Origin of the sequence: Citrobacter sp. BIDMC107, assembly GCF_001037575.1 — a bacterium.
In the GTDB taxonomy this organism is placed as follows: domain Bacteria; phylum Pseudomonadota; class Gammaproteobacteria; order Enterobacterales; family Enterobacteriaceae; genus Citrobacter; species Citrobacter freundii.
Genome location: NZ_KQ089849.1, coordinates 345,340 through 357,453, shown reverse-complemented (window position 1 = coordinate 357,453; position 12,114 = coordinate 345,340). Strand labels below are relative to the sequence as shown.

Below are 12,114 nucleotides of genomic sequence, written 5' to 3'. Positions count from 1 at the left end.
CGCAGCTCTGCCAAGCATAGATAAATTATTCACTTTACTGGCCCGTTTTCAACGGTTTTTTCACTAATAAGCACTTCTAGCTAATTTGGGGTATCGCCATCTGGTTCAGGCCGTCCCATAGTATTAATTCTGCGAGGCTTTACCCCCTGTACATTGATACTCAATGTACACGTCCGCTTGTCTGCACCCCATTGGGCTAGGGTCTGTACATTGTGACGTTTGCCCGCCAAAAGCCTCAGCACCGTCGTACCCCCAAACCCTGCATTTTTGCGCGGCCAGCGATTGCCCCTGCATCAAATCTACATTCGCTTTTTCAAACGCGCCGTAGCTATCGCCAATGTGATAGCCCATTCTAATTGTCCCGTCAGCTTTGCTTCCACCGACAGGCGTCATCTGTTTTTGAACAGTGCAGCCGGATAGCGCCAGAACACACAAACAACACAATGTTATTTTTTTCATGTTAAACCCTATTCCTTAGAGGTTTTTTCATGATGCGCTATGGCAGTATGGAAACATACTGCCAGTACGGTCTTTTAGGAATACGTTTACCCGGATCGTGACTTCGCTTAATCAGTGCGTAACTGACGGCGTGCCTCCAGATAAACGCGCGCCCTGAATATCTCAACACACCAGCGCACTCGCTTTCTTGCCTCGTCCAGCGTCAGCCAGGGGGCAATCTGCTGAATATCCCGGGTCAGATCCGAGATTTTTTTCTCGTCGTATAGTACCTGACCCCGATCACGTAAACCGGATCCGTTGTTTCGAACGCCTCCAGCACACACCGCTCCATAAAATCTGCATCATCGTTCGTTATAGCTTCGTCGATGATGCAGGCAGGCTGTTTTGGCCAGAGAATCGCGTGAGCGCGCTTTAATGCCAGCTCGCCTTTAAACCCCTCATCTCTCGCCTGATTCAGCGCCTCTGTAAAACGTTCGAGCGCGGCATCAGACCAGTGCATGCCCTTTAGCGACCGCCAGCAAGCGTGGGTTGTCGGTGTTCTTGGCGCTATTCCGCCGCGAATACTTTCTCCCCAAACACAGAGCAGTGATTTGATCCAGGCTGACTGAATACCAGTGAGTAGTGTTGATTTGCCAAGCCAGCGTTTATTCGGCGCAGTGGCTGCATGCTCCAGCGCAGATTGGTGCGCCCTTCTTTGACGTAGTGAGCTCATCGAATAAACCCCTCCCGCCGCCATATCTCCAACGTTCTGAATACGCCCTCAGCATGCATGAGGCGCAATTCCTCGTAGCTGTACTCTTTGGTTTTAACTCGTCCGTCTATAACACCATGGCAGCCGTCACAAGCAATAGCGCCCTGCATATCGTCCGGCTTACAGGCAGCTCCACACGTTCCTGCTAGGCGATAATGAGCCAGCACGCTGGTTTCAGGATTGAAATTACAGTGACCGGGGATGCGAACGGTGCATTCGCGGCCACGGGCTTGTTTACGTAGATCGATCTTTTTCATGCTGCATACTCCAGCAATTGGGCGGCAGCGTTTTCGGCCTTGACAGCGTCCTTGAATGAGCGATAAAGGATATGGTTCCACAGCACATTGAGGACGGCTTTATACAGCTCGTTAAATTCATCCTCGCCCATTTTTGCGAACGAGATAGAACGCGCCTCACGACGGCGAGTGTTATCAGGGAGGATAAATTCGTCATAGAACCCGGCTTCAACTGTCGCCCACTTCCGGTACGATTCGAATGATTTAGTAAGTGCGGTGCCATTCACGCGGCGTGATGCCACGCGTTGAGCGTAGATTTCTGCCGTTTCCTCTATGAATTCAGCATAGCCAGCCAGGGCAATCAGGTAGCGGACGTATCCGCTCAGATAGGATTTTTCAGCGGCAGTAATAGAACCACCGGACGGAGTCCAGTATTCAAAACCGAGCTGAAGGAGTGAGAAGAGTTTTTTGTTTAGTCCTGCGGTGATTATTATAAATCAGTTTGCGAACGGCTAAAAGATGTCGGGGTTAATCCTGCCAGCTTTCTTGTTTCCTCAAGCGCTGAAATTGACGTGACAAATTCGTCAACCATCAAAACAAAACCACCGAGTACGCATCCCTGCTCAACGTAGACCAGCACAGCCCCGGTATGGTTAGCGGCACCGGGTACGAGGTTATCTGAAATATGCATACAACCTCCCATCCATCAGGATTAATAACTGTATATAAAAAAAGTATATATAGGTAAGAGACCCTAGGATAAATTAAAAAAGATTAATATTGGTTATAATTTTACTTAAATTATATTTAATTAATTATTAATCGTATGCGAACAATATAAAAAACAAATCATTAAGAAATGTTGCTAACTTGTTGATTTATGTATAAGTGCTACATTTTAAACACTGTAGATAGTCCCAAAATGGAAAACCTGCGAAGCGAGTCATTTCATGTTGGTTTATATAGTTAAGTGCTCCCGACACAGGGACGCGGCCTCATGTTTAATGGGTCAGATCGCAGGAAAGTTACATCATTCACCCTAAAAACTCCCGAGTGTTCCCTATTTCGGTATGTAATTGCGAAGAAAAATCCTGATAATTCCCCCGGCATATGCCGGGGTTTTTATTTGGTTCAGATAAGATATTTTGACATTAAAACCATCTCCAATTAATACCTTATAAAATTAAATTACCTCTGAGGTACTGGAGATGGATTCTCTTGCATGATTGCTATTTTCAATTCGTCTTCTGTAGGCAAACTTTCTGCGGCTACATTATAAAACTTTCCGTGACAAGGCATAACAACTACCTGAAGATTGAAAGATCTCAGTACAGCACTAGCTGGCGTAGGATCACCGGCCTTTATCAATACGGGCTTTGACACAACCCTGATGACATCAAGATTATCGTCATACTCTCTGACTTCGCCTTCATAACCATGACCGAAAATAATATAGTCTTGCATATCACCCTCATTGGTAAGGGAAATGATCTCAAATCCACGAATATTATGAGAAAGAAAACCAAACTGAAAACCCGCCGTAGTGGGCTGATTTTGACTTATCCATCGATAATATCTGAACTACCTAAAACAGAGATAAGCTTTGCCCTGTTTTAGGTTGTGGTGTGACATATGTTACATCCCGAATTTTCTCACCAAGGAGAAGAAAATTGTCCAAGCGTAATGGAGGAATCGTTGTAAACCCTTTCATCCCCTTCTTCCTGGCCATTCCTCTTGCATCCATGAGAATTCTTCCTAACACATTCATACCATAAAAGTTACCTTCCGGATCTTTACTTGCGCCCCAGAATTGATCTTTCTCAGAGTGTTCAACGATGTCATAGTCGCCAGTACTATCTAACAATGCAAAGAACGTATCCCAGTTCTGGCAAAGTTTTACGCAAACGCACCATTTCATAATCGAAACACGATTTTTTTCCCAACCATTTCGCGTTTTAGATTCAAACGACCTAGCCGTTTGCTTTGCCTCATAAGGATTCCCCTGAGTTATGATTAACTTCTGTATATCAGGGTAATCAGGGTAGCGGCATGCCTGGTAGAGGATTTCGCTAGACTGAATGGGGATATCATTCAAAAAGAGTGGGTATCCTTTGGCCATATTGGATAGCCCCCCCCATTTCTCGGTGGTTTTCCTGAAAAAAATTGTATTATCGTGAGAGTAGAGTCTATAAGTCATAGTTACTGATTATACACGATACGTTTCATTAGTGGATACCAACAGTCTAAAGCAGATGTACCTGTGAGTTCATAATCACCCCACCAAAATGCTAAAGGTGTATTGTTTGGACAGTTTCGGTAAGTAAATGTTGTACCGCCAAAACCTACACCCTTAAAAGTTGAAAATCCAAGTGGTTTAAGAACATCACTTGGAGACTTGCTTTTCAGCAATATGTCAAAACCAACTTTTGTTAGTATGGCCTCTAAACGATCTCTTGTCGACTCGTCTTGAAAATTTTTGTTTTGAGAATAGCCTGTTCTTAATGTGCCAGTATAAATTTCGGAGTCAGCAAATTCACTAGGTATATTAACACTATAATCCCTAGGCCAAAAAACCCCTGAACTTGAAGAGTAACTTACTCTATTCTCAACGTTTCTCATGCTCCCGGTTTTTATAACAACATTGATATTCCTATTGGAAAAGATACTTTCAATTCTATTTTTAATGTGGTAATCGGCATAAGTGTGGGATGCAAAAAAATAAACACTTACGTTGATATTGCTGAGATCATAACTATCTATTAACCATGCCAAATCAGTAATTGCTTTGTTTCCAGAAAATGACACATCATCGATATAAACAAAACTCTTAAACTTTCTTACATATTCTCGTTCTGACTCCCTCGTCACAACATTAAATTTAACACTAACTAAATCACTAAGTGACTTAATGAGTTCACTCTGGCTAGAACCTTGCTTTTGAATATTTAAAAAGCATGACTCTCTAAAGAACGGTACATTAGCTCGAGATTCAGCTATTGCTTTTAATATATGCTTATAATTATCTTCAGAAAGATAACCAATATCCAATAGTCTAATAGTTTCGTCAAGAATGAACCTCCTATCACTTTCATGAAATTGGGTGATCCATTTCTTTACATGCTGAGAGCACATTCCCATCGCTGGAACATGTTTATAATCGGCTAATTTTTCTGCAATCTGTTTTATTACTTGGTCATCGGTTAATAACGAAATAGACATGCAATTCCCTTTTTCTTTCGAGAAGCGTACAATCTGTATGATGTTTACCCCACCATAATAATGACAAAACAAATTATTTACAAATCAAAAACAATAGCAATATATAGACACGCATCACATTATTTATTTTATTCATAAATAAATGCTGTTGCAACATAAGCTTTTTATTCACATAATCACATAAACTGATATATAGAGATGCATTGATATATTTTCGACACTATATCATTTACATTTATCTTAAGCTCATCTTGCAGTTAATGTACAATCAAGGGACATTTTGTCTAATAGCGGACAGGACCGGAATATGTGGCAATTCGCAATCAATACCGGACTACGCCACGGTGAATTGGCTGCGCTGTCGTGGGATGACGTCGATCTGGTTTCCGGTACTGTACACGTTCAGCGAAATCTGACTAAGCTCGGGGATTTTGTTCCACCTAAAACCCTAGCGGGAGATCGGGAGATCACCCTGCTGGCTCCGGCTCTCGATGTGTTACGTGCGCAGTACCTCATCACCGGCCATCGCGAGGGAACAGATATTATTCAGCATTTCAGGGAGTACGGCAGCAGCGAAACGCAACAGCACAAGTTTGTATTCCTGCCAGGGCTAAAACAAAAAGTACCGGGTAAATATTTTTCTAATCAGTCGATAAGTGATCGATGGGATGCCGCTGTTAAAAAGGCCGGAATTCGCCGCAGAACACCCTATCAGACGCGCCACACTTACGCGTGCTGGGCATTATCCGCAGGCGCTAACCCGTCATTCATCGCCAGTCAGTTGGGGCATGAGGACGCCCAAATGGTTTACCGGGTGTACTCGTCGTGGATTAAAGAACTCGATGGAGAGCAGGTGGAGATGCTGAACGAGAAACTGGGTTTTAAATCGAATTCAAGTATACAAAAAGAAGGTCTGTAAAAACATAAACTCTCAAACTTCATCATACAGCCCAGTTATCACTACTGTAACCGTTCATCATTGCTCCATAGGGTTAATTGTAATACCCTCAGATATTGGGCCATGTGATTGAATCTTAGGTAGAATCATGTTAAAACCGTAAATTACAAAACTAAAGGTTACTAGTTGAAAAGGAAATGCGTATACTGTATACAAACACAGTGCAAGGAGGGTTCTATGCTGAGCTTTATCGCAAAATATATACTTACAGCCAGCGCTGTTGCCCCTGTATGCATTACGCTATCATTTGTTGCTTGGCTTAACGGAAGCAAGGTTTATTGTTTTTTTAGTCTTAGTCTGGCAATTTTAAGTTTTTTGCTATGCTGGTTGACATTACATATCGCTAAGAAAAGAGTAAGCGAAACCCATGTTAACTTAACATCTCTTACTCCTGCAAATAAGGAGATCACTAATTATTTCCTAGCATATTTATTCCCTCTAATTACTGATGATAAACTGATTGAAAATATTTGGTTGGCAGTGTTTTTCTATATCAGTTTATTTGTTTATATAGGTTTTTCTGGTAGTTACTCTTTTAATCCCATCTTATCTTTCTTAGGGTATAAATTTTATGAGGCAGAAGATGATACAAATGTTTCTTTTGTTTTAATATCTAAGAAGGCATTGCAAAAAGGTAATGTTAAAGGATTAAAGGTTGTACAGCTTACTGATCATACATTCATAAAGGTTTAATTATGGAACTATTTGCCCTTACAGAAGATGATATTACTCCTGATGTTGTTAAAATATGTTTGGACAAAAAAACGTCGGACACAGTTAACCAGATTTTCGAGAAAATGATAGCAGCATTTTATGAAACATCTCCTGACCCGATGGATTACTCTGCCGACTATAAGCTTGATAAAAATGAACATTTTATCATACCTGGCTTTAAGCAACATATACCATTAGGAGAAGCCCTTATCTCTCCTAAAGCAATTACAGCCTTAGATATTAATGATATTGGGCTAGACAAAATTAAAGCTCTATTTACAGGTTCTACAGATGGTCAGCGCATTTACATTCAAAAGTTTGATAAAGGACAAGTGATAACAGCTACAAATAGTTTTTTCTTTTTCGATAATACAAAAACATTTTCAGCCCCTGAGCACAACGGTTTAACTATTGGGCCAAAATTAACAGCAATAATAGACAGTAACATATTATTATTCAGAAATTTCAATAACCTCAGACGTATATTCAATATGGATGAATATTATCGATCCGCTACTGATAGTGAACTCGATGCGTTTCAAGAAAGTGATGTATTTCATTGTGAAAATGGGTTCAAACTTTCTGATTTTGACGATACTGTTATACGCAGGAAGGTTACTTTACTTAACATGTCTGGCGTTTTAAAAGAACATACAATAGCGACCTTGCAAGAAGCTGCAAGTGTGTTAAATCATCCACTAGATATTATGCGTTTTGAAGAAAAAGACAAAATAAAACTCCCAAACAACAAAAGAGATATAAAATTATTACTTAGCTTCCTTGACTCAGATATCTATATATCAGCAATAAATGGTGTTAAGTATCGCTCTAACTCCAAGACACGGATTATTTAGGATATTATTCTTGGTGTTTCTACACGAAAGCTATCATATAGGGCAAGAACTGAAATTTCACTTGCCCCCATTACGCCCCCTGATGCAGTGCACACCATAATAAAGCCTTAACTATCAATTAGATAAATACATAACCCTATACTATAGGGGGGTATACTATCAGAATTTTTATGTAATTGTAAAAAACTAACATCTATTTAATGAGGGGGTTACGACCAGGCCTCGTCAGATGAGCCCTGGTCGCCAGGTCACTGAATGGCTTTCTGAACTAATTTTTCCAGATTTTTTAAGGGTTGAATTGCCGCAGTATCTGGTCCATAAGTCTGTAATATCTCAACCGGATGATATCCAACGACTACACGTCCATCCGACTCTTCCCGAATCAATACTCTAAAGGGAAGGTCGAGCGCCATATCAGGATATGCCTGCATTAATGATGTGCCACCTTTAGGATTGCCAAAAATAATGACGGTTGTGGGTAACATGGTTAGTCCAGCATTTTTAGCCTCTTTCGCATGATCAAATTCTCCAAAAAAAACAAGATTATGACTCTCAATGGCAGCAATGAGATGCTCTCTGGTCTGCTGGTAATTATAAGTACTATACGTTTTGATCATGGTATTCCCGGTGTTGGCAGCATGACTGGTTACCGTCATAAGCAGATACAGTGCAACTGTGATAAATATATTTTTTAGAGACCGAAGCATCACAACATCCTTAATTTAACGATAGTCTGGAAAGCTATCTAAGACCAGCGGATACTTTGCCGGTATAATCTCTCTCGTTCTGATTCAGTGCAAGGATACACTTGGCAGAATGCACCATCGCAATAAGACCCGCAGCCATCATTATCGTGTCTTTTAAGACCAGTCGCCCGGCGCCAGAAAGATAGGGAAACCCGGTGTGAGAATCCTGGCCACTTACCCATGTTTCTGGTGTAAATATCAGGAATGTCAGAGTGACAAAAGGAGTTAAGAAGGCAAGTGTTGCCCCCCAAAAGCCGATTTTTGGTGATACATAATGAGCAAGAATTAATAATGAAAAAATGACTTCAACAATACCAAGTCCGGTAGAGTACCCATAAGTATTATTCGCATGATGCCATGCGCGGTTAGCCTCTATTAATTCGCCTTCATGGTTCATGAACTGAGTATAATTACTCGGATCGTTATAAAAGAAAGACATAAATGGGCTATTAGCTACAAAAGGAACGATGCTATCTGCTTCATAGGGAATGAACTTCAACAATCCTATCCACATAAATACAATGGCAATAGAAATGCGACAAAGATTTATTCCCACGTTTTCTTTCGTTGAAACATATTGGTATAGTTTATCCATCATATCCAGAGGTCCTGTGTTGTAGAAATCACGACCTTTATAACCTTGTTATTTATATGCCTATATGTTCAGGAATCTATAATTTTTGTTTGATCGTCTGGGAAGGTCAAAATATAGACTATGGATAAGTTCGGTTGAGTGGAATGAACTCCTTGTTTTCAGTTTGGCTATCAAACTACTCGTAGCAAATCGTTGTATAACGTGGTGAAAGCATGTCTCTCTTCATCGCCCACGGTTGCTGTATCCCTTGTCCGACAAAGTAGAGCGTTCCTTTACCCTTTTCCCAGATACCTCCATCAGTTTATCGCTGTTACGCCACAGCGTTAGGTTGTCGTCAAAAAGATTCAGTTCGCCGTACGTATCGGCAACCAACCTGACATGATCAATTTTTACCAATCCATAACCCAGGCTTACAGCATTAATATTCTCTCACGTCAATAACCACTAAAAGTTAATGGTTTATAAAACAATTTAACCTTACAATAACCATACTTTTTCATGTCTTAAGTTTAAGCTGGAGAAAAAAATGGAGCTCAGCCGGAGGCAGTTCTTTCGAATCTGCGCGGGCGGTATGGCAGGAACAACTGTTGCATCTCTCGGATTTTTATCATCTTTTTCCGTTCACGCGGAAACCCGTCAATACAAACTCTTAAAAGCAAAAGAGACACGTAATAACTGTACGTACTGCTCAGTAGGCTGCGGCATGCTGATGTACAGCCTTGGCGATACAGCCAAAAACGTCAAAGAAAGTATCTACCATATTGAGGGCGATCCGGATCATCCGGTGAGCCGTGGATCGTTGTGCCCTAAAGGCGCTGGCGTGCTGGATTATATTCATAGTGAAACCCGTCTGCAGTATCCCGAATATCGTGCACCGGGTTCGGATAAATGGCAGCGTATTAGCTGGGATGATGCGATTAATCGTATTGCCCGACTTATGAAAGATGACCGCGATGCCAACTTTATTGAGAAAAATGCCCAGGGCGTTACCGTCAACCGATGGTCCACCACGGGCATGCTATGCTCCTCAGCGGCAAGTAATGAAACCGGGATCCTCGACGGTAAATTTGCTCGCGGACTAGGTATGGTCGCTATCGACTGTCAAGCACGGTTATGTCATGGCCCCACCGTTGCTGCTCTTGCACCAACGTTTGGACGTGGTGCGATGACCAACAACTGGGTCGATATTAAAAATGCCAACGTAGTGCTTATTATGGGCGGTAATGCCGCTGAGGCACATCCGGTAGGCTTTAAATGGGTAGTCGAAGCGCAAACTAAAAACGACGCCACCGTGGTGGTTGTCGACCCGCGTTTTAACCGTAGCGCCGCCGTCGCCGATCTGTATGCGCCAATACGCGCGGGTTCCGACACCGCATTCCTGCTCGGTGTAATCCGTTATCTGCTGGAAAACAACCAGGTGCAGCACGACTATGTGCGCCATTACACCAACGCCAGCCTGATTATCCGTGATGACTATCAGTTCGACGACGGCTTGTTCAGTGGCTATGACGACAAAAAACGCCAGTACGATAAATCGAGCTGGCTCTATCAGCTTGACGAACAGGGTAATGCCCTGCGTGATGAAACATTGTCTCACCCACGCTGCGTGTGGAATTTGCTGAAAGCCCACGTCGACCGCTATACGCCAGAAATGGTTAACCGGTTGTGTGGGACCTCAGTGGCAGATTTCAATCGTATCTGCGAAATTCTCGCCAGCACCAGCGTGCCTGACCGCACCGCTACTATTCTGTATGCGCTGGGTTGGACACACCACTCCGCCGGGGCACAGATTATCCGCGCCGCCGCTATGCTCCAGTTGCTACTGGGCAATATAGGCATGGCGGGCGGTGGCGTTAACGCCTTACGTGGCCACTCCAATATTCAGGGCTATACCGATCTTGGCTTGTTGTCGACGAACCTGCCGGGCTATATGCCGCTGCCGTCGGAAAAACAGCCTGACTACCAGACCTATATTTCGCAAATCACGCCGCCTGCGCTAGGCGTGAATGAGGTCAATTACTGGCAAAATACGCCGAAGTTCTTTGTTAGCATGATGAAAAGTTTCTGGGGCGACAATGCAACAGTGGAAAATAACTGGGGCTACGACTGGCTACCTAAATGGGATCGCCTGTATGACGTAATGACCCAGGCTGAATTGATGCTCGAAGGGAAGATTAATGGTTACATCGTTCAGGGCTTCAATCCGCTGGCGGCGTTTCCGGATAAAAACAAATCAACTCGCGCGCTTTCAAAACTGAAATATATGGTGGTTATCGATCCGCTGGTCACTGAGTCGTCCAATTTTTGGCAAAATCATGGCGAGATGAACGATGTAAACCCGGCAGATATTCAGACCGAAGTTTTCCGTCTGCCCTCTTCCTGCTTTGCTGAAGAAAATGGTTCAATCGCTAACTCCGGGCGTTGGTTGCAATGGCACTGGGCTGCGGCAGAACCACCAGGTGAAGCCTTACATGACGGGAAGATCCTCGGTCGCCTGTTTATGCGGCTGCGCGAGTTGTATCAACAGGAAGGTGGAGCGAATCCGCAACCCTTGTTGAATATTGCCTGGAATTATAAAGATCCCTACGACCCACACCCAGAAGAGATTGCGCGTGAAGCAAATGGCCAGGCGCTTGAAGACCTTTATGATGACAAAGGCCAGCTTATAGCCAAAAAAGGCCAGCAGCTCAGCAGCTTTGCACAGTTGCGCGATGACGGCTCGACCAGCAGTTTCTGCTGGGTCTACTGCGGAAGCTGGACAGAACAAGGCAACCAGATGGCCAATCGCGACAACAGCGATCCGTATGGTCTGGGCTGCACACCGGGCTGGGCGTGGTCATGGCCTGCCAACCGCCGTATTCTCTACAATCGCGCTTCGGCCGATCCATCAGGAAAACCGTGGGATCCCAAACGAACCCTGCTGCATTGGAATGGCAAAAAATGGGCCGGTATGGACGTAGCCGACTACGGCCAGGCCGCACCGGGCAGCAACGTTGGTCCGTTTATCATGAACCCGGAAGGCGTAGCGCGTCTGTTCTCCATCGACAAAATGAACGACGGGCCATTCCCGGAACATTACGAACCCATTGAGTCGCCTATTGGTACCAACCCGCTGCACCCGGATGTTGTATCCAGCCCAGTTGCGCGTATCTACCATGACGATATCGCCAATATGGGTAAAGCGGATGCCTTCCCGTACGTCGCCACAACTTACTCCATTACCGAACTGTTCCGCCACTGGACCAAACATGCGCTGCTCAACGCCATTGCTCAACCCGATCAATTCATCGAAATCGGTGAGGCGCTGGCGAGCAAAAAAGGCATTGCGGCAGGTGATACGGTGAAAGTGATGTCGAAACGCGGCTTTATCAAAGCGAAGGCGGTGGTCACCAAACGTCTGCAAACGCTGACTATCGATGGTAAGCAGGTCGATACTATCGGTATCCCTTGTCACTGGGGCTTTGAAGGCGCCACACGCAAAGGGTTCCTCGCCAATACGTTAACGCCATCGGTGGGTGACGCGAACTCGCAAACACCGGAGTATAAAGCGTTTCTGGTCAACATCGAGCGAGCGTAAGGAAG

General features: G+C 43.8%; 13 protein-coding genes and 2 pseudogenes. 4 read left to right on the top strand and 11 right to left on the bottom strand.

Going from position 1 to position 12,114, the window contains the following annotated elements; genetic code table 11:
* Positions 1–123 precede the first annotated feature (123 nt).
* The 8 genes and pseudogenes from yecR to SK39_RS22545 all read right to left on the bottom strand — a co-directional run bounded on the left by yecR (position 124) and on the right by SK39_RS22545 (position 4,665).
* Complete coding sequence (gene yecR / locus SK39_RS22580; RefSeq protein WP_048217527.1) at positions 124–459, bottom strand: YecR family lipoprotein; 336 nt, start codon at positions 457–459, stop codon at positions 124–126.
* A gap of 107 nt (positions 460–566) precedes the next feature.
* Positions 567–1,171 (bottom strand): annotated as a pseudogene (locus SK39_RS22575) (hypothetical protein).
* A complete protein-coding gene (locus SK39_RS22570; RefSeq protein ID WP_048217526.1) occupies positions 1,168–1,467 on the bottom strand; it encodes a DUF1364 domain-containing protein in 300 nt (99 codons plus the stop codon). Before SK39_RS22570 ends, SK39_RS22575 begins: the two are co-directional and overlap by 4 nt.
* Positions 1,464–1,934, bottom strand: coding sequence for a DUF1367 family protein (locus SK39_RS26450; protein ID WP_231593831.1), 471 nt, complete (start codon positions 1,932–1,934; stop codon positions 1,464–1,466). Before SK39_RS26450 ends, SK39_RS22570 begins: the two co-directional genes overlap by 4 nt.
* A gap of 2 nt (positions 1,935–1,936) precedes the next feature.
* Positions 1,937–2,137, bottom strand: coding sequence for a hypothetical protein (locus SK39_RS22560; protein WP_048217525.1), 201 nt, complete (start codon positions 2,135–2,137; stop codon positions 1,937–1,939).
* Positions 2,138–2,634: 497 nt separating this feature from the next.
* Positions 2,635–2,910, bottom strand: coding sequence for a hypothetical protein (locus SK39_RS22555; protein ID WP_048217524.1), 276 nt, complete (start codon positions 2,908–2,910; stop codon positions 2,635–2,637).
* A 121-nt stretch (positions 2,911–3,031) separates the two neighbouring features.
* On the bottom strand, positions 3,032–3,643 hold the full coding sequence (locus SK39_RS22550; protein ID WP_048217523.1) for an NADAR family protein: 612 nt from the start codon (positions 3,641–3,643) through the stop codon (positions 3,032–3,034).
* A 2-nt stretch (positions 3,644–3,645) separates the two neighbouring features.
* Positions 3,646–4,665, bottom strand: a complete 1,020-nt coding sequence (locus SK39_RS22545) for a phosphoribosyltransferase-like protein (protein WP_048217522.1) — start codon at positions 4,663–4,665, stop codon at positions 3,646–3,648.
* Positions 4,666–4,945: 280 nt separating this feature from the next.
* On the opposite strand from SK39_RS22545, the gene SK39_RS22540 reads away from it, so the two are divergent.
* From SK39_RS22540 to SK39_RS22530, 3 genes are all read left to right on the top strand, one after another.
* Positions 4,946–5,584: a site-specific integrase gene (locus SK39_RS22540; protein ID WP_075261975.1), complete on the top strand. Its 639-nt coding sequence runs from the start codon at positions 4,946–4,948 to the stop codon at positions 5,582–5,584.
* A gap of 216 nt (positions 5,585–5,800) precedes the next feature.
* Positions 5,801–6,316 carry a hypothetical protein gene (locus SK39_RS22535; protein ID WP_048217520.1) on the top strand — a complete coding sequence of 172 codons (516 nt, stop codon included), beginning with the start codon at positions 5,801–5,803 and terminating at the stop codon, positions 6,314–6,316.
* A gap of 2 nt (positions 6,317–6,318) precedes the next feature.
* On the top strand, positions 6,319–7,191 hold the full coding sequence (locus SK39_RS22530) for a Kiwa anti-phage protein KwaB-like domain-containing protein (RefSeq protein WP_048217519.1): 873 nt from the start codon (positions 6,319–6,321) through the stop codon (positions 7,189–7,191).
* Positions 7,192–7,439: 248 nt separating this feature from the next.
* Here SK39_RS22530 and SK39_RS22525 read toward each other — a convergent pair whose 3' ends face one another.
* The 3 genes and pseudogenes from SK39_RS22525 to SK39_RS27220 form a co-directional block, all read right to left on the bottom strand.
* On the bottom strand, positions 7,440–7,808 hold the full coding sequence (locus SK39_RS22525) for a DUF302 domain-containing protein (RefSeq protein ID WP_048217568.1): 369 nt from the start codon (positions 7,806–7,808) through the stop codon (positions 7,440–7,442).
* Positions 7,809–7,932: 124 nt separating this feature from the next.
* Positions 7,933–8,532, bottom strand: coding sequence for a reactive chlorine resistance membrane protein RclC (gene rclC, locus SK39_RS22520; protein ID WP_048217567.1), 600 nt, complete (start codon positions 8,530–8,532; stop codon positions 7,933–7,935).
* A 175-nt stretch (positions 8,533–8,707) separates the two neighbouring features.
* Positions 8,708–8,883, bottom strand: a pseudogene (locus SK39_RS27220) (DUF4113 domain-containing protein); the annotation flags it as partial.
* A gap of 175 nt (positions 8,884–9,058) precedes the next feature.
* Between SK39_RS27220 and fdnG the strand changes: the two are divergent.
* Entirely contained in the window at positions 9,059–12,109 is a 3,051-nt protein-coding gene (gene fdnG, locus SK39_RS22515) for a formate dehydrogenase-N subunit alpha (protein ID WP_075261974.1), read from the top strand.
* Positions 12,110–12,114: the final 5 nt, after the last annotated feature.

Coding starts and splice junctions, on each gene's coding strand:
- SK39_RS22545 (WP_048217522.1), bottom strand. CDS start 4,665: ATGTCTATTTCGTTATTAACCGATGACCAAGTAATAAAACAGATTGCA.
- SK39_RS22555 (WP_048217524.1), bottom strand. CDS start 2,910: ATGCAAGACTATATTATTTTCGGTCATGGTTATGAAGGCGAAGTCAGA.
- SK39_RS22570 (WP_048217526.1), bottom strand. CDS start 1,467: ATGAAAAAGATCGATCTACGTAAACAAGCCCGTGGCCGCGAATGCACC.
- SK39_RS22560 (WP_048217525.1), bottom strand. CDS start 2,137: ATGCATATTTCAGATAACCTCGTACCCGGTGCCGCTAACCATACCGGG.
- SK39_RS22550 (WP_048217523.1), bottom strand. CDS start 3,643: ATGACTTATAGACTCTACTCTCACGATAATACAATTTTTTTCAGGAAA.
- SK39_RS22525 (WP_048217568.1), bottom strand. CDS start 7,808: ATGATCAAAACGTATAGTACTTATAATTACCAGCAGACCAGAGAGCAT.
- yecR (WP_048217527.1), bottom strand. CDS start 459: ATGAAAAAAATAACATTGTGTTGTTTGTGTGTTCTGGCGCTATCCGGC.
- fdnG (WP_075261974.1), top strand. CDS start 9,059: ATGGAGCTCAGCCGGAGGCAGTTCTTTCGAATCTGCGCGGGCGGTATG.
- SK39_RS22535 (WP_048217520.1), top strand. CDS start 5,801: ATGCTGAGCTTTATCGCAAAATATATACTTACAGCCAGCGCTGTTGCC.
- SK39_RS22530 (WP_048217519.1), top strand. CDS start 6,319: ATGGAACTATTTGCCCTTACAGAAGATGATATTACTCCTGATGTTGTT.
- rclC (WP_048217567.1), bottom strand. CDS start 8,532: ATGGATAAACTATACCAATATGTTTCAACGAAAGAAAACGTGGGAATA.